This window comes from Pseudomonas sp. S3_B08 (assembly GCF_054667725.1).
The window spans coordinates 2,950,128-2,970,439 of record NZ_CP162750.1 but is presented as its reverse complement, the minus strand read 5'-3'; the positions used below and the strand labels follow the sequence as shown (position 1 = coordinate 2,970,439).

Genomic DNA, 20,312 nt, shown 5'->3' with positions numbered 1-20,312 from the left:
GAATAATGGCGTTTTGATAAAAAAGTTCTAGATTTATTCTTCGAACCATTAATATAGTTATATACCGTCGCTGATGCCCGTGGCGTCTACCTGCTTTGAGGGATTGATATGAAGCTTCAACAACTGCGCTACATCTGGGAAGTGGCGCACCACGACCTCAACGTTTCCGCTACCGCTCAAAGCCTGTACACCTCGCAACCGGGCATCAGTAAGCAGATCCGCCTGCTGGAAGACGAGCTGGGCGTTGAAGTCTTCGCCCGCAGCGGCAAGCACCTGACCCGCGTCACCCCGGCCGGCGAGCGCATCATCACCACCGCTGGCGAGATTCTGCGCAAAGTCGAAAGCATCAAGCAGATTGCCCAGGAATTCTCCAACGAGAAAAAGGGCACCCTGTCGATCGCCACCACCCACACCCAGGCGCGTTATGCGCTGCCACCGGTGATCAGCAATTTCATCAAGCAATACCCGGACGTGGCCCTGCACATGCATCAGGGCTCGCCGATGCAGATCGCCGAAATGGCCGCTGACGGCACCGTCGATTTCGCCATTGCCACTGAAGCGCTGGAGCTGTTCGGCGATCTGGTGATGATGCCGTGCTACCGCTGGAACCGCTGCGTGGTCGTACCCCATGGCCACCCGCTGACCAAGCTGCCGAAGCTGACCCTCGAAGCGCTGGCCGAATATCCGATTGTTACTTACGTGTTCGGTTTCACCGGCCGTTCCAAGCTCGACGAAGCCTTCAGCCATCGTGGCCTGACGCCGAAAGTGGTGTTCACCGCTGCTGACGCCGACGTGATCAAAACCTACGTGCGTCTGGGTCTGGGCGTGGGCATCGTGGCTAAAATGGCCGTCGATACCAAACTCGATAACGACCTGGTGGTGCTGGATGCCAGCGAGCTGTTCGAGTCGAGCATCACCAAGATCGGTTTCCGTCGTGGCACCTTCCTGCGTGGCTTCATGTGCGACTTCATCGAGAAATTCGCTCCGCACCTGACCCGCGAAGTCATGGCCAAGGCCATTCAGTGCCACAACAAGCAAGAGCTGGAAGAACTGTTCGACGGCGTCGAACTGCCCGTTCACTAAGCACCCGCTTCAGAGCACCTCGGTGACAGCAAATTGTTGCCGGGTGCCCGCCACCAGAATCTCCACCTCATCGCCCGCGAACTTGCCCAGCAGACTTTTGCCCAGCGGCGAGCGTGGGGTGATGACGGTGATCGGCTGACCCACCACGTCGACTTTCAGCCCCGCCGCATCCGGCGCCAGAAACAGCCATTGCTCGCGACCCTTTTCGTCCTCCAGACCGAGCAGGGCGCCGACTTCGATGCCGCGATTTTCGTCGTAGGCACGCAACGTCAGGTTCTGGCACAGCGCTAGTGACTGACGAATCTCCTCAACCCGTTTCGCCTGACCCGCCGCCAGATACGACGCCTCCAGCCCCAGCGTGTCGTATTTGTTTTCGGCGATGTTTTCTTCGTGGGTCGCGGTTTCGTAGGCGGTTTGCGCGGCGCGTTCGGCGATGTCGAGGTCGATGCGCAGCTTGTCGAGAATCAATTGGTGGACGCTGTGTTTATTCATGATCAATCGCAGAATTGCAAAACGTTGGCGCGGCTCTTTTCCGTCGGCGCGGTCTGGTCCTGCTGCAGCCAGAACTGGCATTTCGGGTTCGACGCATTGCGCGAATTGGCGCGCGCCTGGTCCAGTCGGGCCTGCTGTTCATTCTTGCGCAGGTTTTCTTCGTACTGTTGGAACAGCGGCGTTGGCGGCGGTGCGACGTCCGGCTGTGGCTCGACTGCAACTGGCGGATTGGCCAATTGCTGCACCGCTTGAGCCACCGGGGCCAATTGCTCGGGAAAGATGAAGCGCGATAGCAGCCAGCAGGTCAGCGCAATCGCCAGGAACCCCAGCCACAGGCCCAGCGCGATGCTGCCGGTCAGATGCAGCGCGCTAAGCTGAACAGGCAAGGGACGACGCGGATTCGGACGGTAGGGCATGGCGGCCTCCTGGCGGATGGTTGCGGGCAAGTGGCGATTGTCGCACGAAGATTAATCGCCGTCGGCTCTTCTGCGCGAGCGCATTTATGCGGACAATCGAGGTCTTTTGCCAACGGGAGAACGGCATGCCTGAAGCGAAACCCCGCTGGGACATTTTCTGCACCGTGGTCGATAACTTCGGTGACATCGGCGTGACCTGGCGCCTGGCCCGGCAACTGGTGGCCGAACATGCCTTGCCGGTGCGCCTGTGGGTGGATGATCTACGCGCGTTCGAGCGCCTCTGTCCTGAGATCGATGTCGATGTTGTGCAGCAATGGCAGCAGGGCGTCGAGGTGCGTCAGTGGCCGAGCGAATGGCCGCACGCCGAGGCGGCCGACGTAGTCATCGCCGCCTTCGCCTGTCAGTTGCCCACTGATTACATGGACAGCATGGCTGCGCGGGAAACGCCGCCGCTGTGGCTCAACCTCGATTATCTCAGCGCCGAAGACTGGGTCACCGGCTGCCATGGCTTGCCGTCGGTGAAATACAAATCGGTGCAGAAGTTCTTCTTCTTTCCGGGCTTCAAGCCGGGCACCGGTGGCCTGCTGCGCGAATGCGGACTGCTCGAACAGCGTCGGCAGTTTCAGCAGGATCGGCCGGCTCAGCGACATTTCCTGCAAGACCTGGGTATTGATCCCGCGCCCGATGCGCAACTGATCTCGCTGTTTGCTTATGAAAATGCCGGGTTGGCCAGTTGGCTGGATGTGCTGGCGGCCGACGCACAGGCGACTCACCTGCTGGTGCCGGAAGGGCGGATTCTCGGCGATGTGGCGCGCTGGCTGAATGTGGAAACCCTGACGGTCGGCGCGATTCATGTGCGCGAGTCCCTGACCGTGCAAGTGCTGCCGTTCGTCCGTCAGGATCAATACGACCATCTGCTGTGGTGCTGCGATTTCAACGCGGTGCGCGGTGAAGACTCATTCGTGCGCGCGCAATGGGCGGGGCGGCCGATGCTCTGGCACATCTATCAGCAGGACGATGACATCCATCTGGACAAGCTCGACGCTTTCCTCGCGCTCTACACTCACGGCCTTTCGCCCGCTGCGGCGCAGGCGATGAACGGTCTGTGGCGAGCGTGGAGCGCCGGGCAACCGATCGGTGAGCACTGGCTGGCGGCGCGAAATCATTGGCCGGAACTCGAGAAAAACGCCGAGGCATGGTGTCTGGAACAGGCCTTGCAAGCGGATCTTGCCACGGCGCTGGTACAGTTTTATGTAAATTGGATATGATACGCGGCCTAGATTTTTGTAAATCCCATCCAAATTCGGATATTCGCAATGAAAACTGGTAAAGAACTCAAACCCGGTACCGTGATCCGTATCGACAACGATCCTTGGCTGGTTCAGAAAGCTGAATTCACCAAGTCGGGCCGTAACAGCGCGATCATGAAGACCAAGCTGAAGAACCTGCTGACCGGTTACAAGACCGAAACCGTTTACGGTGCGGACGACAAACTGGACGACGTGATCCTGGATCGTAAAGAAGCCACCCTGTCGTTCATCAGCGGTGACACCTATACGTTCATGGACACCACTGACTACACCATGTACGAGCTGAACGCCGAAGACATCGAAAGCGTTCTGCCTTTCGTTGAAGAAGGCATGACCGACGTTTGCGAAGCCGTGTTCTTCGAAGAGCGTCTGGTTTCCGTAGAGCTGCCGACCACCATCGTGCGTCAGGTTGACTACACCGAAGGCTCCGCTCGCGGTGACACTTCCGGCAAGGTGATGAAGCCTGCCAAACTGAAGAACGGTACCGAGCTGTCGGTTGCCGACTTCATCGAAATCGGCGACATGATCGAGATCGATACCCGCGAAGGCGGTTCCTACAAAGGCCGTGCGAAATAAGCACTGCTTTTTGCGGAAAGAAAAAACCCGACCATTGAGTCGGGTTTTTTTGTGCCTGCGCTTTGAGTTTCACACCTGTCCCATGTGGGAGCGAGCCTGCTCGCGAATGCGGTGTGTCATTCAATGAAGCGCTGTCTGACGGGACGCTTTCGCGAGCAGGCTCGCTCCCACAATGGGACTGTGGTTACTTCAAGTGTTGCTTCAGTTCTTCAGACGCCTGCAACATCGCCGAACGCACCGCAGGCACTTGGCTGACCACGTTGAGCAAACCGTAATCGTGGATCATGCCGTTGAACCGCACCGACGTTACCGGTACTCCGGCCTCATCGAGTTTGCGCGCATAGGCTTCGCCTTCGTCACGCAACACGTCGGCGCTGGCAGTCTGCACCAGTGCAGGTGGCAGGCCTTTGAGCTGTGCGGTAGTAGCGCGCAGCGGTGAAGCGTAGATCTCGTTGCGCTGTTTGGCGTCGGTGGTGTAGTTGTCCCAGAACCACTTCATCATGTTGCGGGTGAGGAAGTGTCCTTCGGCGTACTGGTTGTACGAACCGGTGTCGAAGTTGGCATCGGTCACCGGCCACAGCAGTACCTGGAATTTGATCGCCGGGGTGCCCTTGTCCTTGGCCATCAGTGCAACCACTGCGGCCATGTTGCCGCCGACGCTGTTGCCGGCCACGGCCAGGCGCTTGCCATCGACGTTGATCTCTTTGCCGTGTTCCGCCACCCATTTGGTCGCAGCGTAGGCCTGGTTGATCGCCACCGGGTAATGCGCTTCCGGCGAAGGGGTGTAGTTGACGAAAACCGCCGCCGCCCCCGAACCGACCACCAGATCGCGCACCAGACGTTCGTGAGTCGGGAAGTCCCCCAGCACCCAGCCGCCGCCGTGGAAGAACATGAACACCGGCAGCTCACCCTTGACCCCGGCCGGCCGGACGATGGTCAGGCTCAGCGGTTGACCATCGACCTGCACCGTTTTCTCGCTGACATCGGCTTTGGGCAACGTCAACTTGACCCCGGACTGCGCGCCGACCAGCACGGCGCGGGCATCCTTGGGCGACAGCTGCTCGATCGGCTTGCCGCTGCCTGAGTTCAGCGCATCGAGAAATGCCTGGGTGTTGTGTTCGACATCACCGGCGAAAGCGCTGTGTACCGACAGGGCGAGAAGGGTACCGGTCAAGACTTTGCTGAAAGTGTTCATGTTCATTTTTCCTTGTTCGGGCCGGGGGCTTGAGTGATTACACAGTCACGTGCAGACGGACATCGACGTTGCCACGGGTGGCGTTGGAGTACGGGCAGACCTGGTGAGCGGCGTCGACCAGCGACTGCGCATCGGCTTGTTCCAGACCTGGCAGGCTGATGTGCAAATCGATGTCCAGACCGAAACCGCCAGGGATCTGGCCGATGCCGACATGGGCGGTGATCGACGCGTCGTCGGGAATCTTGCGCTTGGTCTGGCTGGCGACGAATTTCAGTGCGCCGATGAAGCAGGCCGAGTAACCGGCAGCAAACAGTTGCTCAGGGTTGGTCGCCGCACCGCCAGCACCGCCAAGTTCTTTCGGAGTGGCCAGTTTGACGTCCAGTACGTTGTCGCTGGAGATCGCACGACCGTCACGGCCGCCAGTGGAAGTTGCGATTGCGGTGTAGAGAGTTTGCATGGTGTGAGCCTCATGGGTTGTGGTTTTGTGCGCTAATTGTTTGCGCGCTAAGTAGGTGTGAAGAGAATGTATAGCGCTAATGTTTAGTGCGCAAGATAAATTTTTAATAAAAATCGCGTTCTGCTCAAGGGCATAGCGTGTAAGGGGCGGGTAAGGCCTGATTTAGAGCGCTTGACGAGGGAATTCAGGCGGGAAAAATATTTTTGTTGGCGCTGAAATCACTGTGGGAGCGAGCCTGCTCGCGAAGGCGGTGGACCATTCAACGACTCGCTGTCTGATCGGACGCTTTCGCGAGCAGGCTCGCTCCCACAGGGGAATGTAGCGGGGCTTAATTCAGGCTGTCTTGCAGATGTCCGCGCAGCGCTTGCAGCTCGGCCTGCAATTTCTGCAGACGTTCAAGGGTGAAGCCACTGGCGCCAAGAATGCACTGCGGCACGGTCTGCGCCTTGTCGCGCAAGGCTCGGCCCGCTGCGGTCAGTTCCACAATCACCACCCGCTCATCTTCGCGACTGCGGGTGCGGCTGAGCAGGCCTTCGGCTTCCAGACGCTTGAGCAATGGCGTCAGCGATCCCGGATCGGTCAGCAGGCGTGCGCTGATTTCTCCGACAGTCAGACCGTCCTTCTCCCACAGCACCATCATCGCCAGATATTGCGGATAGGTCAGGCCCAGCGCCTGCAACAGCGGCTTGTAGACCTTGGTCATCATCAGCGAGGTCGAGTGCAGGGCGAAGCACGCCTGATTGTCGAGCAGAAGGTCGTCGCAGTTGTCGCGTTCGGAAGTCATGTCAAAGCCTTGATCGTTGATCGTTTTTTAATCTAGCGCTCGAATCTTTAAGGCGCCAGATAAATATGTCCGGCCTCAGTGCCGGGCGAATTGCCGTTGCAGCGCCAGATCCCACGGCGGCACCGGGCTGAAGCGGGTTTTCAGGTATTCCAGCAACAACCGACTGCGCGAATGGACCTGCTGTTCCATGCGCAGCGCGTAAATGCCGGTGGACTCCGGCGGCGGCAGGCCATTTTCGCAGAACAGTGGCACCAGTTCGCCACGCAGCAGGTATTCGCTGGCCAGCCAGGTCGGCAGGTGTGCGACGCCCAGACCCGCCGCCGCGCCACACGCCAGGGCTTCGGCATTGTTGGCGCTCAGGCGTACCCGCGATGGCCGGTGCAGTTGCATTTGCCCGTCCACTTCGAATTTCCAGGCAAAGGGCGGCGCGAGGCCTTCCCAGTCGAGCCCGTCGTGTTCACTCAACTGCGCCGGACGCTCGGGCACGCCGCGCTGCTTGAGATAGTCAGGGCTGGCGCAGGCGACGCGGACCATGCTCGCCAATGGCGTGGCGACCAGGCGCGAGTCGGCCAACTGTCCGGTGCGCAGCACCAGATCGACCTTGCCCAGGCTGCTGCCGGCCATGTCGCTGAAGCTGTCGATCAGGTGCATCTGCACGTCCAGTCCAGGGTACAGCAGGAGAAAATCGGCAATTACCGGCGCCAGATGTCGCCGCCCAAAAGCTGCTGGCGCATCGATGCGGATCAGACCTTCCGGTGCACTGCTCAACGACACCGCTTCGGCACGCGCCAGTTGCAACTCGGCGATGATCCGGCGCGCCCGCTCGGCAAAGGCCAGGCCGGCCGAAGTCGGCAGCACGGCATGGGTGCTGCGCACGAACAGCTGACTGCCGACGGCACTTTCCAGGCTGTCGATGCGCCGCGCCACGGCGGAAGGTGTCAGCGGATGGCGGCGCGAAGCAGCAGAAAAGCTGCCACTCTCCAGCACATCGAGAAACAGGCCGAGTTGATCGGTCAATTGGTTGGGATTCATGGAAACCACGCTTGTGCAAAATCGGCATAGCCATTGTGCGTTGCTATGCGTTTCCCCGCTAGGCGCGAGTGCGTAGCATTGGCCGCCTGTCGTTAGAGGATTACCGTTGTGATGGATTTTCTGTTGTACCTGCTGTTCGGCGCCGCTCTGGGCACATTGGGCGGGATCTTTGGCATTGGCGGTGGCTTGATTGCGATTCCGTTGCTTGGCGTGTGGTTTGGGCTTGATCAGCAGATCGCCCAAGGCACGGCACTGGTGATGGTGGTACCGAACGTGATGCTGGCGCTGTGGCGTTATCACCAGCGCAATCGCATCGAATTGCGCCATGCGCTGCCGCTGGCGGTGATGGGTTTCTGCTTTGCCTGGCTCGGCTCGATCTGGGCGGTGGGCATCGATGCGCAGACCATGCGCATCGGCTTTGTCGCCTTTCTGGTGGCGCTGTCGGCCTACAACCTGTTGAAGATGTTCGGCCCGCGCCCAGCGCCGACTGCCGAGATGCGCTATTCGTGGCCTTGGCTGGGCGTGCTCGGCGCCGCCTCGGGGACCATGGGCGGTCTGTTCGGCGTCGGCGGCGCGGTGGTGGCGACGCCGGTGCTGACCAGCCTGTTCGGCACCAGCCAAGTGGTCGCTCAGGGCTTGTCGCTGGCGCTGGCCCTGCCGAGCACTGGTGTAACCCTGGTGACCTACGCCGTGCACCATGAAGTCGACTGGATGATCGGTCTGCCTCTGGCGGTCGGTGGTCTGCTCAGCATCAGTTGGGGCGTGAAAGTTGCCCACGCCATGCCGGAAAAAATTCTGCGCGGGCTGTTCTGCGGCTTCCTCGTGCTGTGTGCGGTGATGCTCGCGTTTAAAGTTTGAAGCCCTCGACGATGTGCTCGGCCAGGCACTCGGTGATCGGCGACGGGTTGTTCAGGTTTCGGATCAGCATGATGCTTGCCTCGGGCAGCAGCGGCAGGTCTTCGGCGGCGCCAAGGATGCGCATGTCCGGGGTGATCAGACTCTCCAGTTGCGCGGTGATCGCCAGCCCTGCGCTGACCACAGCCATCAGCGCCGACAGGCTGCTGCTGTTGTAGGCGATGCGGTAATCGCGGCCCATCGCGTCCAGCGCATTGCACGCCCACAAGCGGCAGAAACAATCACTGTTGAACATCGCCAGGGGCAGCGGCGTCTGTTCGTGGGCGCTGAAGTTCTGCGCCTCGGCCCAGACAAAGCGCTCCTTGCGCAGCAACTGGCCGATCTCGTTGCCCGGCTCACGGGTGACGATCGACAAGTCCAGATCAGTGCGCTGCAACAGTTGTTTGGTCGATTCGCAATGCACTTCGATCTGGATCAGCGGATAGAACTGCGCAAACCGCGACAGGATTCCCGGCAGAAAACGCATCACATAATCATCCGGCGTACCGATGCGCACGGTGCCGACCATGTGCGGCTCGCGCAGGGTGTTGAACACCTCACTGTGCAGTTTGAGGATGCGCCGTGCATAACCGAGCAGCACCTGGCCTTCGGCCGTCAAGCGCACCTGGCGCCCATCACGCTCGAACAGCTGGCGCTGCAACACGTCTTCTTCCAGGCGTTTCATCTGCATGCTCACCGCCGACTGGGTGCGGTTGACCATCTCGCCAGCACGGGTGAAACCGCCCTGATCGGCAATCGCGACAAAGGTGCGCAGGACATCGGTATCGATACTGGGGTAGGCGGACAATTGATGAATCTCCGTGATGCATGCCATCAGAAACATTCGTTGGATTGATCTTAGCGCCGGCGCGAGACTTGAGCCATCCACAAAAGGAGGCAAGACGATGAAAGGTCAAAGAGAGTATGCAAGCCAAGAACAGCTGTCCGGCCACGGCCATATCGTGTCCGATCTGCTGCACAAATTCAGCCGTTGGTATGAGCTGCATCGCGAACGGGAGATGCTCGCCGGTCTGAGCGATGAGGCACTGAAGGACATCGGCATCAGCCGCGCCGATGTCGAGCATGAAACCGTGCGGCCGTTCTGGGACGACCCGATGCATAAATGATGAGGCTATCGCTACACAAACCCCTTTCAGGTGAGGTAGGTTGCGAGCAGACATGGAGGAATAAATGCCCGCGACAGTGTCCTTTTCCCTCAAACAAGCACGACGTCTGGCGCTGGCTGCCCAAGGGTTCAACGGGCGCCAGCCGCCGAACGTCAATGCCAGTCATCTGAACCGGCTGATCGAACGGCTGGGCCTGCTGCAAATCGATTCCGTCAATGCCGTGGTGCGCTCGCACTACCTGCCGCTGTTTTCCCGTCTCGGTTGCTATCCATCTGACTTGCTCGACCAGGCTGCCTGGAGTTCGGGCCGTCGGCGCACGCTGTTCGAATACTGGGGCCATGAAGCGTCGTTGCTGCCGCTGTCGATGTTTCCGTTGCTGCGCTGGCGCATGCAGCGGGCCAAGCGTGGCGAAGACATCTATCAGCAATTGGCGAGGTTTGGTCGCGAACAACAGGAAACCATCCGCCGCGTGCTGACTGCGGTTGAGGAGCGGGGCGCGCTTGGCGCCGGCAGTCTGTCGACCCGCGAAGACAAGGCCGGGCCATGGTGGGACTGGAGTGCCGAGAAACATGCGCTGGAATGGTTGTTCGCCGCCGGTGAGGTCACAGTGGCGGGGCGACGCGGTTTCGAGCGTTTGTACGATTTGCCCGAGCGGGTGATTCCGGCAGCGATTCTGCAGCAGCCCCAACCGGGTGAGGCCGAGGCGCAACGCAGTTTACTGTTGCATGCGGCGCAAGCGTTGGGCGTTGGTACGGAAAGAGACCTGCGTGATTACTTTCGCCTGAGCCCTGCGGATGCGCGGCCGCGTCTGGCTGAACTGGTTGAGGCGGGGCAATTGCAGATGTGCGAAGTCGCCGACTGGCGGCAGATCGCCTATTGCCTGCCGGAGCCCAAAGTGCCGCGCAAGGTCATTGCCAGTGCGCTGCTGTCGCCGTTCGACTCGCTGATCTGGGAGCGCAGCCGCACCGAGCGCCTGTTTGATTTCCGCTATCGCCTGGAAATCTACACACCGCAGCCCAAGCGCGTGTATGGCTATTACGTGCTGCCGTTTTTGCACAACGAGCGGATCGCCGCGCGGGTTGATCTGCGCGCCGAACGGGCGGCAGGGCAGTTGGCAGTGCATGCGGTGCATGAGGAAGAATCGGGACTGGACGAGGAGGGGATGCTGGCGCTGGCGCTGAATTTGCGGCGGATGGCCGGTTGGTTGGGTTTGGCGCGGGTGCAGTTGAATTGTCAGCGCGAGAGTGCGGGGCGGTTGCGGGTGGCATTGGCGCGGATTGAGGTTGCCTGAGCCGGCCCTTTCGCGAGCAGGCTCGCTCCCACAGGGAAACGCATTGCAAATGTGGGAGCGAGCCTGCTCGCGAATTGGGGCTACTCGGTCTAGCGGCGGACTTGCTTCAGGGTCTCGGCAATCAAAAACGCCAATTCCAGCGACTGGTCAGCATTCATCCGTGGATCGCAGTGGGTGTGATAACGGTCGGACAAGCCATCCTCGGTAATCGGCCGCGCGCCGCCGATGCACTCGGTGACGTTCTGTCCGGTCATCTCGATATGAATGCCGCCGGCATAGCTGCCTTCCGCTTCGTGCACCTGGAAAAACTGCTTCACCTCGCCAAGGATCTGCGCGAAGTCACGGGTCTTGTAGCCGCTGCTGGCCTTGATGGTGTTACCGTGCATCGGGTCGGAGCTCCACAGCACTTGCTTGCCTTCGCGCTGGACCGCGCGGATCAGTGCCGGTAGATGATCGCCGACCTTGTTCGCACCCATCCGCGCGATCAGGTTCAAACGCCCCGGATCGTTGTCCGGGTTGAGCACGTCGATCAGGCGGATAAGATCATCGGGGTCCATGCTCGGTCCGACCTTGACGCCGATCGGGTTGTTCACCCCGCGCAGGAACTCGACGTGCGCGCCGTCGAGCTGGCGCGTGCGGTCGCCGATCCACAGCATGTGCGCCGAGCAATCGTAGTAATCGTTGGTCAGGCTGTCGCGGCGTACGAAGGCTTCTTCGTAATTCAGCAGCAGCGCTTCGTGGGCAGTGAAAAAACTGGTTTCGCGCAGTTGCGGCGAGCTGTCCATGCCGCAGGCGCGCATGAATGCCAAAGTTTCATCGATGCGGTCGGCGAGGTGGCTGTACTTCTCGGCCAGCGCCGAGTTGGCGATGAAATCCAGGTTCCACTTGTGCACTTGGTGCAGGTCGGCAAAACCACCCTGGGCGAAAGCGCGCAACAGATTCAGAGTCGCCGTTGACTGATGATAGGACTGCAGCAAACGCTCTGGATCCGGCACGCGGCTCTTTTCGTCGAAGCCGATGCCGTTGACGATGTCGCCGCGATAGGCCGGCAGGGTCACGCCGCCGATGGTTTCGTCGTTGGCCGAACGCGGCTTGGCGAACTGACCCGCCATGCGCCCGACCTTGACCACTGGGCAACCGGCAGCGAAGGTCATGACGATCGCCATCTGCAGCAACACTTTAAAGGTGTCGCGAATCTTCGCTGCGGAGAATTCAGCGAAGCTTTCCGCGCAATCGCCGCCCTGCAACAGAAACGCGCGACCCTGGGTAACTTCGGCGAACTGGCGGCGCAGCTCGCGCGCTTCGCCGGCGAACACCAGCGGCGGATAGCTGGCCAGGGTTTGCTCGACCTGGCGCAGGTGCGCGGCGTCGGGGTATTGCGGTTGTTGCTGGATCGGCAGGGCGCGCCAGCTGTCAGGGCTCCACGGTTGGCTCATCACGGTCTCGAAGTTCGTACGCAGGGAAGCGCCATGTTAGCAGCAATTAGTGCGTGACCTGCTCCCGCCCCTTCGCCGACAATCGCCGCTTTGCCACGGCGCCACAGCGGTGCCATCGCGTCACCGCGCCCGGTGACCATCAGGAGACGAAATGACTGAGGAGCGCGTCGAGCATCTGCTCGCCGAAGTACAGGATGAGTTCGGCGTGATTCGCGTGCTGGAAGTGGCCGATTACCGCTTTCTCGAGTTCGGCGATGCGATCGAGCAGAGCTGCGTGTTCACAGCCGACCCGAGCTGGCTGGAGTACGACTACACCCGCGCGATGCTGATCGGTGCGCTGTGCCACGAGCAGCCGGAGAGCGCGCTGTTTCTCGGTTTGGGTGCGGGCACACTGACCCAGGCTTGCCTGAAGTTTCTGCCGCTCGAAGACGTCGAGGCCATCGAACTGCGCCCGGACGTGCCGCGCCTGGCCATCGAATATCTTGGCCTGGATGATGATCCGCGTTTGTACATCCGCGTCGGCGATGCGCTGGAATTGCTGCCGACTGCCGAGCCGGCGGATCTGATTTTCGTCGACCTCTATACCGATGTCGGTCCCGGTGTCGGGCATCTGGCCTGGAGTTTTCTCGGCGATTGTCAGAAGCGCCTGAATCCGGGCGGCTGGCTGGTGATCAACCAGTGGGCCACCGACGATGGCAAACCACTGGGCGCGGCATTGTTGCGCGGCCTCTATCACCGGCATTACTGGGAGTTGCCGGTGAAGGAGGGCAACGTGATTCTGATCGTTCCGGCGGATCTCGATCAGGCGCTGGACATGCAGGCGCTGACCCAACGAGCCGAAGCGCTGGCGCCGCAGTTGGGGTACTCGTTGCAGTCGTTGATCAACGCGATTCGCCCGGCGACCTGAGCCGGCAGTACCGCCCCCTTCGCGAGCAGGCTCGCTCCCACATTTGAAATGCGTTCGACCTGTGGGAGCGAGCCTGCTCGCGAAAAGGCCCTGACAGGCAGCAGATTCTTCACACCCCTTTGAAAATCCCTGGCCGCCGCTCCACCAGCGATCTCACCCCCTCCCGGGCATCTTCAGTGGCGAGCAACTTCTTCACCAGCGCCGGTAACGCCTGCGCCGCCGCTGTCTCACCCTCATAGCGCGCCTGCCGCGCTGACATCAAGGTCGCCTGCACGCCCAGCGGTGCTTGCCGGGCAATCCGTTCGGCCAGCTCGATCGCGCGGGGCAGCAAGTCTTCACTGGCCATCACTTCCTGGACCAAGCCCAGATGCAACGCATCGTGTGCATCAAACTCGTCGCCGGTGAGCAACCAGCGCATCGCATTGCCCCAGCCGGCGATCTGCTGGAAACGCAAAGTCGCCCCGCCAAACGGAAAAATCCCACGTTGCACTTCCATCTGCGCGAAGCGGGTATTGCTCGCGCACAGATTGATGTCCGCCGCCAGCATCAGCTCGATGCCGATAGTCAGGCAGTAACCCTGCGCGGCGACGATTACCGGCTTGCTCACCCGTGGCCCGACGAAAACGCCCCAGGGATCGCACCCGCCTGTCGGAACCTGCCAGCCTTCGGCCAGAGCCGCGCTGGCATTGACCAGATCAAGCCCGGCGGTGAAGTGCTCGCCGTGGCCGAACACCACGGCGACCCGCGCTTCGCGGTCGGCTTCGAACTCGCCGTAGGCCAGGCTCAGGTCGTTGAGCAGGTCGATATCGAAAGCGTTGCGCTTGGCCGCCCGATCGAGGCCGATCAAGTGCACATGACCACGACGTTCTCGGCTGACGCGGCCGGCGCAGGGCTGATTCATGGCTAAATCCTCAAGCGGGAAGGGCGGATGCGCGGCGCTTTGCCGCAGGTCGGTGAACCGTTTAAGCGTCATCGCCCGCAGGGCCGGGCCTTTGCAAAATAGACCGTTGCGCGATTATCCGCAAAACCCCGTTACACGGCGGTGACACACGGATAGGGGCCACAAAAAAAGCTCCCTTTTCGGGCGAAATCCGGTATAGTGCGCGCCGGCCTTTAACCGGGCCGCGTTTAGGTAGCGCATTTCCCGAAGTCAGCTTCGGCTGCACGTCCGCATTGCGGGCTCTTCCTTGACGATTCATCTTCATTCATTCGTTTTCGCAAATCCCCGCCGACAAAGCTGCCAGGGCGACTCTTGAGTCTCAACACGGCATGCGCAGCTTTGGAGCATGGGTCTTTGCGGATGCACTTAGAGGCAGACCCATGACCCAGGAAACCGGCGGATTCGCCGCTTTTAATCTCAACCCGAATATTCTTGCAGCCGTCGCAGCGACTGGCTACGAAGAGCCTTCGGCGATTCAGCAGCAATCGATCCCGATCATCATGGCCGGCCAGGACATGATTGGCCAGGCGCAAACCGGTACCGGTAAAACCGCCGCGTTCGCACTGCCTATTCTGCACCGCATCGATCCTGCCAAGCGCGAACCGCAAGCCCTGATCCTGGCGCCAACCCGAGAGTTGGCGCTGCAAGTAGCAACCGCTTTTGAAACCTACGCCAAGCAAATGCCAGGCGTCACCGTCGTGGCTGTCTACGGCGGCGCGCCGATGGGCCCGCAACTCAAGGCAATCCGTAATGGCGCACAGATTGTTGTCGCTACTCCGGGTCGTCTGTGCGATCACTTGCGTCGCGACGAGAAAGTCCTGTCGACCGTGAACCATCTGGTTCTCGACGAAGCTGACGAAATGTTGAAGCTGGGCTTTATGGATGACCTGGAAGTCATCTTCAAGGCTCTGCCATCGACCCGCCAGACCGTGCTGTTCTCGGCGACCCTGCCGCAGTCGATCCGCGCCATTGCCGAACGCCACCTGCGCGATCCGCAACACGTCAAGATCCAGACCAAGACCCAGACCGTTACCGCGATCGAACAGGCTCACCTGTTGGTTCACGCTGACCAGAAAACCTCGGCCGTGCTCAGTCTGCTGGAAGTCGAAGACTTCGACGCCCTGATCATGTTCGTGCGCACCAAGCAAGCCACTCTGGACCTGGCCAGCGCCCTCGACGCCAAAGGCTACAAAGCCGCCGCGTTGAACGGTGACATCGCCCAGAACCAGCGTGAGCGCGTCATCGACTCGCTGAAAGATGGCCGTCTGGACATCGTTGTCGCCACCGACGTTGCTGCCCGTGGTCTGGACGTTCCGCGCATCACTCACGTGTTCAACGTTGACATGCCGTACGACCCGGAATCCTACGTGCACCGTATCGGCCGTACCGGCCGTGCCGGTCGCGAAGGTCGTGCACTGCTGCTGGTGACTCCACGTGAGCGCCGCATGCTGCAAGTGATCGAGCGCGTAACCGGTCAGAAAGTTGCCGAAGTGCGTCTGCCGGACGCTCAAGCCGTTCTCGATGCTCGCATCAAGAAACTGACCAACAGCCTTTCGCCGCTGGTTGCTGATGCCGAATCGACTCACGGTGAGCTGCTCGACCGCCTGACCGCCGACATCGGTTGCACCCCGCGTGCTCTGGCTGCTGCGCTGCTGCGCAAAGCCACCAATGGTCAAGCGCTGAACCTGGCCGCAATCGAGAAGGAACGTCCACTGGTGCCGAACAACGCACCGCGTGGCGACCGTCCTGAGCGTTCCGGTGATCGTCCTGATCGTGGTGACCGCGAGCGTCGCGCGCCAATGCCTTTGGGCGAAGGCCGTGCTCGTTGCCGTACCGCGCTGGGCGCGCGTGACGGTATCGCTGCGAAAAACCTGCTGGGCGCCATCCTCAACGAAGGCGGTCTGGCCCGTGAAGCGATCGGTCGCATCCAGGTGCGTGACAGCTTCAGCCTCGTCGAGCTGCCGGAAGAAGGTCTGGAAAAACTCCTGACCAAACTGAAGGACACTCGCGTGGCCGGTAAGCAGCTCAAGCTGCGTCGCTACCGCGAAGATTGATCCGCCCTCGGGCTGATTGATCGCACATAAAAAATCCCCGACTGGTTCGGGGATTTTTTTTGCCTGCTCATCGGGCGACACAACACCTTGTGGGAGCTGGCTTGCCAGCGATGACGTCAGCCGAAGCGATAAATATCCATACCCAGCGCCCCCATCGTGAAACCCTGATGCGCCACGCTGAAAACCCCGCCAGCACCGCGAGCAAAGTACAGCGGCAACAAATGCTCATCACTCGGGTGACTGCGCACGGCATTCGGCGCCTGCTGGCGATAATCATGCAGCGCTGTTTCATCGTCGGCCGCCAGCTTGTCGATCATCCAGTCACGGAAATCCCGCGCCCACGGTTCAACGCTTTCCGGGCCGGCATGCCAATCCAGCTCCCGGAGGTTGTGGGTGATGCTGCCGGAGCCGATCAACAGAATGCCGTGTTCGCGTAGGCTCGCCAGTGCACGGCCAACTCGCGTCTGCAATGCCGGTCCGCCGCGACTCGGCAACGAGACTTGCACCACCGGAATATCGGCCTGCGGATACATCAAAGACAGTGGCACCCAAATACCATGATCGAACGGTCGTTGCGGATCGAGCCGCGCCGGCAGGTCATTGGCGTTCAGCAGTTGAGCCACCTCGGCGGCCAGCTGCGGATTGCCCGGTGCCGGGTACTGCACTTCAAACAGCGCACGGGGGAAACCGCCGAAGTCGTGCCAGGTTTCCGGGTGCGGGTGGCTGCTGACCAGCAGTTCCTGGCTTTCCCAGTGCGCCGAGACGATGACAATGGCGTTGGGGCGCGGCAGTTGAGCGGCCAGTCGCGCCAGTGCCGGGCCGCTGGCACCGGGCTCCAGCGCCAGCATCGGTGAACCGTGGGAGATAAACAGGCTGGGCAACATGGACGGGCTCCTGAGCGCTAAGATGAACCATCTTCAGTCAGATCATCGATCTGAATCCAATATAAGTTTCTGCGGTTTTTCATCGGTTTTTCGGGAGTGATCCATGCAGCCTGAGTTTTGGTACAAGAAATGGGATTCGAACCAGATCGGCTTTCATCAGCCCGAGGCCAACCCGTATTTGCAGCGCTACTGGCCGGAGCTGGCGATTGCACCGTCGGCGCGTGTGCTGGTGCCGCTGTGCGGGAAGAGTCTGGATCTGCTCTGGCTTGCCGGGCAGGGACACCAGGTGATTGGGGTTGAGCTAGCGGAAAAGGCTGTCGAGGAGTTTTTCAGCGAACATCAGTTGCAACCGCAGATCAGCGAGCAGGGCGCATTCAAGGTTTATCGCAGTGTTGCGTTCGAATTGTGGTGCGGTGATTTTTTTGCGCTGACGGCCGAGGACGTCGCAGATTGTACTGCGCTGTATGACCGCGCCGCGCTGATTGCCTTGCCGGACGCGATGCGCCAGCGCTACGCGGCGCATTTGCAGCACTTGCTGGCGCCGGAGATGAAAGGGCTGGTGATTACCCTGGATTACGATCAGACGCAGATCCCGGGACCGCCGTTTGCGGTGAATGATGATGAGGCGCAGCGGCTGCTGGGCCAGGGTTGGCAGCTGGAGAAACTGGAAGAGCGAGATATTCTGGCTGAGAGCCCCAAGTTTCTACAGGGCGGGGTTGAGTGGTTGGTGGAGCGGGTTTATCGGGTTTCTTCCAGATAGTTTTTTATTAGCAGCTCCGGCGTCTTCGCGAGCAGGCTCGCTCCCACAGGGGAATGCGTTTCAAAGGTGGGAGCGAGCCTGCTCGCGAATGGGACTTTGCTGACAACGCATGATCTGAAGATACAAAAAAAGGCCCGCATCACTGCGGGCCTTCTTTTTTATTGCGATCAAATCAACCGCGACGACGCAGTGCGTCAATACGCTCTTCCAGCGGCGGGTGGCTCATGAACATGCGGGCGAAGCCCTGTTTGATGCCACCGTTGATGCCGAAGGCGTTCAGGGTGTCGGGCATATGCACCGGCAGGCCCTGTTCGGCGCGCAGACGTTGCAGAGCACCAATCATCGCGCTGGTACCGGCCAGGCGGGCGCCGGCTTCGTCGGCACGGAATTCGCGCTTGCGCGAGAACCACATGACGATTGCGCTGGCGAGGATGCCCAGCACCAGTTCGGCGAAGATGGTCGCCACGTAATAGGCGATGCCCTGGCCTTCTTCGTTCTTGAAGATGACCTTGTCGACGAAGTTGCCGATGATCCGCGCGAAGAACATCACGAAGGTGTTCACCACGCCCTGGATCAGAGCCAGCGTGACCATGTCGCCGTTGGCGACGTGACCGATTTCGTGGGCCAGTACGGCTTTCACTTCATCGGGCGAGAATCGCTCGAGCAGGCCCTGGCTGACCGCGACCAGCGCGTCGTTCTTGTTCCAGCCGGTAGCGAAAGCATTCGCTTCGTAGGCCGGGAAAATCCCGACTTCAGGCATCTTGATCCCGGCTTCGCGGGACAATTGCTCGACCGTTTGCAGCAGCCATTGCTCATGACGAGTGCGTGGCTGGCTGATGATTTGCGTACCGGTGCTCATCTTCGCCATCCACTTGGAGATGAACAGCGAGAACAGCGAGCCGGCGAAACCAAAGACCGCACAGAAGACCAGCAGCTGACTGAGGTCGAGGTCGACCCCGTTGGCCGCCATGAACCCGTTGAAGCCGAACAGGCTCAGGGTGATGCTGGCTATCAGCACGACCGCCAGGTTAGTGGCCAAAAACAGCAGGATGCGCATCATGGTTGTAGAACTCTCCTCAAGCTAAAGATGTAGCGTACTGCGGGGTATATAAGGTGCGGCACCGGGCTATTCAACCGAGTGACTATTTCAAACTGTGTCCTACAGCGGTTTCTTGAGGAAAAAGAAAATTCCCACCCTCGATTCCGACACGGATGACACAGCCTTTCGCCCCGCCGCCATTAGGTCAGACACGTCTGTACGGCTCGCATCGCAAGTGTAGAAGGGCTGCAAAGGCGCGGAACAAAGATGTGTTGCTGAATCAGACAGTGCGCAACAGTCAATCCGTTGCGCACTGCTGGCCATTACTGGCGGTAGGACTTGAGGAAGTTGCCGATGCGGCCGATGGCCATTTCCAGATCATCGACGCGGGGCAGGGTGACCACGCGGAAGTGATCCGGCCACGGCCAGTTGAATGCCGTGCCCTGCACCACCAGCAGCTTCTCGGAAAGCAGCAGATCAAGCACGAACTTCTCGTCGTTGTGGATCGGGCAGACCTTCGGGTCGATTTTCGGGAACGCGTACAACGCGCCCATCGGCTTCACGCAGCTGACGCCGGGAATATCGTTGAGCAACTCCCAAGTGCGATTGCGCTGCTCCAGCAGGCGACCCTGCGGCAGCACCAGATCGTTGATGCTCTGGTAGCCGCCCAGCGCGGTCTGGATTGCGTGCTGGCTCGGCACGTTGGCGCACAGGCGCATGTTGGCCAGCATGTCGATGCCTTCGATGTAGCTCTGCGCGTTGTGTTTCGGCCCGGAGATGGCGATCCAGCCGGAGCGGAAACCGGCCACGCGGTAGGATTTCGACAGGCCGTTGAACGTCAGGCAGAGCAGATCCGGCGCCAGCGAGGCAGTGCAGATATGCACGGCGTCGTCATAAAGAATCTTGTCGTAGATCTCGTCCGAGAACACCACCAGGTTGTGCGCGCGGGCGATTTCCAGCATGCCCAGCAACACTTCCTTCGAGTACACCGCACCGGTCGGGTTGTTCGGGTTGATGATCACCATGGCCTTGGTGTTCGGGGTGATCTTGGCCTTGATGTCGGCCAGATCCGGAAACCAGTCGGCGCCTTCGTCGCACAGATAATGCACGGCGTTACCGCCAGCGAGGCTGACGGCAGCGGTCCACAGCGGATAGTCCGGGGCTGGCACCAGCACTTCGTCGCCATTATTGAGCAGCGCCTGCAGCGACATCACGATCAGCTCGGAAACGCCGTTGCCCAAGTAGATGTCTTCGATGCCGACACCTTCAACCTGCTTCTGCTGGTAGTACTGCATCACCGCCTTGCGCGCGCTGAACAGGCCTTTGGAGTCGCTGTAACCTTGCGCGGTCGGCAGGTTGCGGATCACGTCCTGGAGGATTTCGTCCGGCGCTTCGAAACCAAACGGCGCCGGGTTGCCGATGTTCAGCTTGAGGATGCGCTGGCCTTCCTCTTCCAGTCGTTTGGCGTGCTTGAGCACCGGGCCGCGAATGTCATAGCAGACGTTGGCGAGCTTGTTCGATTTGCTGAACTGCATGGCGATGTGATCCCGAAAATGAACGATCCAGGCGGCAAATGGACAACCGTACTGGGATTGCTGCGTCTTCGCACAGGCGGAGGTCTGGCGCTTTAGCGCT

The 20,312-nt window shown here is 60.5% G+C and carries 21 protein-coding genes; 9 read left to right on the top strand and 12 right to left on the bottom strand.

Annotated elements, in window-relative coordinates:
- Positions 1 to 108 precede the first annotated feature (108 nt).
- A complete protein-coding gene (gene cysB / locus AB4N73_RS13420; protein WP_016770873.1) occupies positions 109 to 1,083 on the top strand; it encodes an HTH-type transcriptional regulator CysB in 975 nt (324 codons plus the stop codon).
- A 9-nt stretch (positions 1,084 to 1,092) separates the two neighbouring features.
- On the opposite strand, the gene AB4N73_RS13415 is transcribed toward cysB, so the two are convergent.
- Positions 1,093 to 1,575: a GreA/GreB family elongation factor gene (locus AB4N73_RS13415; protein ID WP_024013776.1), complete on the bottom strand. Its 483-nt coding sequence runs from the start codon at positions 1,573 to 1,575 to the stop codon at positions 1,093 to 1,095.
- Positions 1,576 to 1,577: 2 nt separating this feature from the next.
- Positions 1,578 to 1,991 carry a hypothetical protein gene (locus AB4N73_RS13410; protein ID WP_041478413.1) on the bottom strand — a complete coding sequence of 138 codons (414 nt, stop codon included), beginning with the start codon at positions 1,989 to 1,991 and terminating at the stop codon, positions 1,578 to 1,580.
- A 125-nt stretch (positions 1,992 to 2,116) separates the two neighbouring features.
- Here AB4N73_RS13410 and earP point away from each other — a divergent pair, with 125 nt between their 5' ends.
- Entirely contained in the window at positions 2,117 to 3,259 is a 1,143-nt protein-coding gene (earP, locus tag AB4N73_RS13405; RefSeq protein ID WP_256809704.1) for an elongation factor P maturation arginine rhamnosyltransferase EarP, read from the top strand.
- A gap of 48 nt (positions 3,260 to 3,307) precedes the next feature.
- On the top strand, positions 3,308 to 3,877 hold the full coding sequence (locus tag AB4N73_RS13400; protein ID WP_003226785.1) for an elongation factor P: 570 nt from the start codon (positions 3,308 to 3,310) through the stop codon (positions 3,875 to 3,877).
- A gap of 184 nt (positions 3,878 to 4,061) precedes the next feature.
- Here AB4N73_RS13400 and AB4N73_RS13395 read toward each other — a convergent pair whose 3' ends face one another.
- The 4 genes from AB4N73_RS13395 to AB4N73_RS13380 all read right to left on the bottom strand — a co-directional run bounded on the left by AB4N73_RS13395 (position 4,062) and on the right by AB4N73_RS13380 (position 7,345).
- Complete coding sequence (locus AB4N73_RS13395; RefSeq protein WP_041478416.1) at positions 4,062 to 5,072, bottom strand: alpha/beta hydrolase; 1,011 nt, start codon at positions 5,070 to 5,072, stop codon at positions 4,062 to 4,064.
- 37 nt (positions 5,073 to 5,109) lie between these two features.
- The gene (locus AB4N73_RS13390) at positions 5,110 to 5,529 is read right to left on the bottom strand and encodes an organic hydroperoxide resistance protein (RefSeq protein WP_007940002.1); all 420 of its coding nucleotides are present in this window, start codon (positions 5,527 to 5,529) and stop codon (positions 5,110 to 5,112) included.
- 328 nt (positions 5,530 to 5,857) lie between these two features.
- Positions 5,858 to 6,313, bottom strand: a complete 456-nt coding sequence (locus AB4N73_RS13385; RefSeq protein ID WP_042607887.1) for a MarR family winged helix-turn-helix transcriptional regulator — start codon at positions 6,311 to 6,313, stop codon at positions 5,858 to 5,860.
- 75 nt (positions 6,314 to 6,388) lie between these two features.
- Entirely contained in the window at positions 6,389 to 7,345 is a 957-nt protein-coding gene (locus tag AB4N73_RS13380; protein WP_150637763.1) for a LysR family transcriptional regulator, read from the bottom strand.
- 111 nt (positions 7,346 to 7,456) lie between these two features.
- Here AB4N73_RS13380 and AB4N73_RS13375 point away from each other — a divergent pair, with 111 nt between their 5' ends.
- Positions 7,457 to 8,203, top strand: coding sequence for a sulfite exporter TauE/SafE family protein (locus tag AB4N73_RS13375; RefSeq protein ID WP_221264894.1), 747 nt, complete (start codon positions 7,457 to 7,459; stop codon positions 8,201 to 8,203).
- Here AB4N73_RS13375 and AB4N73_RS13370 read toward each other — a convergent pair.
- Positions 8,193 to 9,047 carry a LysR substrate-binding domain-containing protein gene (locus tag AB4N73_RS13370; protein ID WP_174823892.1) on the bottom strand — a complete coding sequence of 285 codons (855 nt, stop codon included), beginning with the start codon at positions 9,045 to 9,047 and terminating at the stop codon, positions 8,193 to 8,195. The two genes, AB4N73_RS13375 and AB4N73_RS13370, sit on opposite strands and share 11 nt — an antisense overlap.
- A gap of 97 nt (positions 9,048 to 9,144) precedes the next feature.
- On the opposite strand from AB4N73_RS13370, the gene AB4N73_RS13365 reads away from it, so the two are divergent.
- Positions 9,145 to 9,366 (top strand): DUF1127 domain-containing protein, encoded by a 222-nt coding sequence (locus tag AB4N73_RS13365; RefSeq protein ID WP_016770864.1) that lies wholly within the window; start codon positions 9,145 to 9,147, stop codon positions 9,364 to 9,366.
- 64 nt (positions 9,367 to 9,430) lie between these two features.
- A complete protein-coding gene (locus tag AB4N73_RS13360) occupies positions 9,431 to 10,657 on the top strand; it encodes a winged helix-turn-helix domain-containing protein (RefSeq protein ID WP_256809703.1) in 1,227 nt (408 codons plus the stop codon).
- An 89-nt stretch (positions 10,658 to 10,746) separates the two neighbouring features.
- Here AB4N73_RS13360 and AB4N73_RS13355 read toward each other — a convergent pair whose 3' ends face one another.
- Positions 10,747 to 12,093 (bottom strand): class II 3-deoxy-7-phosphoheptulonate synthase, encoded by a 1,347-nt coding sequence (locus tag AB4N73_RS13355; RefSeq protein WP_095182202.1) that lies wholly within the window; start codon positions 12,091 to 12,093, stop codon positions 10,747 to 10,749.
- Positions 12,094 to 12,244: 151 nt separating this feature from the next.
- Here AB4N73_RS13355 and AB4N73_RS13350 point away from each other — a divergent pair, with 151 nt between their 5' ends.
- Positions 12,245 to 13,000: a spermidine synthase gene (locus tag AB4N73_RS13350; RefSeq protein ID WP_024013768.1), complete on the top strand. Its 756-nt coding sequence runs from the start codon at positions 12,245 to 12,247 to the stop codon at positions 12,998 to 13,000.
- 109 nt (positions 13,001 to 13,109) lie between these two features.
- Here the strand turns inward: AB4N73_RS13350 and AB4N73_RS13345 are convergent, their stop codons facing one another.
- Positions 13,110 to 13,901 (bottom strand): crotonase/enoyl-CoA hydratase family protein, encoded by a 792-nt coding sequence (locus AB4N73_RS13345; protein WP_056788494.1) that lies wholly within the window; start codon positions 13,899 to 13,901, stop codon positions 13,110 to 13,112.
- Positions 13,902 to 14,320: 419 nt separating this feature from the next.
- On the opposite strand from AB4N73_RS13345, the gene AB4N73_RS13340 reads away from it, so the two are divergent.
- A complete protein-coding gene (locus tag AB4N73_RS13340; protein ID WP_016770859.1) occupies positions 14,321 to 15,994 on the top strand; it encodes a DEAD/DEAH box helicase in 1,674 nt (557 codons plus the stop codon).
- A 116-nt stretch (positions 15,995 to 16,110) separates the two neighbouring features.
- On the opposite strand, the gene AB4N73_RS13335 is transcribed toward AB4N73_RS13340, so the two are convergent.
- A complete protein-coding gene (locus AB4N73_RS13335; protein WP_460143570.1) occupies positions 16,111 to 16,878 on the bottom strand; it encodes a DODA-type extradiol aromatic ring-opening family dioxygenase in 768 nt (255 codons plus the stop codon).
- Between the two features lie 103 nt (positions 16,879 to 16,981).
- On the opposite strand from AB4N73_RS13335, the gene AB4N73_RS13330 reads away from it, so the two are divergent.
- Positions 16,982 to 17,638 carry a thiopurine S-methyltransferase gene (locus AB4N73_RS13330; RefSeq protein ID WP_041478428.1) on the top strand — a complete coding sequence of 219 codons (657 nt, stop codon included), beginning with the start codon at positions 16,982 to 16,984 and terminating at the stop codon, positions 17,636 to 17,638.
- Between the two features lie 172 nt (positions 17,639 to 17,810).
- Here the strand turns inward: AB4N73_RS13330 and htpX are convergent, their stop codons facing one another.
- Positions 17,811 to 18,698 carry a protease HtpX gene (htpX, locus tag AB4N73_RS13325; RefSeq protein ID WP_007908619.1) on the bottom strand — a complete coding sequence of 296 codons (888 nt, stop codon included), beginning with the start codon at positions 18,696 to 18,698 and terminating at the stop codon, positions 17,811 to 17,813.
- A 302-nt stretch (positions 18,699 to 19,000) separates the two neighbouring features.
- Positions 19,001 to 20,212: a pyridoxal phosphate-dependent aminotransferase gene (locus AB4N73_RS13320; protein ID WP_016770856.1), complete on the bottom strand. Its 1,212-nt coding sequence runs from the start codon at positions 20,210 to 20,212 to the stop codon at positions 19,001 to 19,003.
- Positions 20,213 to 20,312 lie beyond the last annotated feature (100 nt).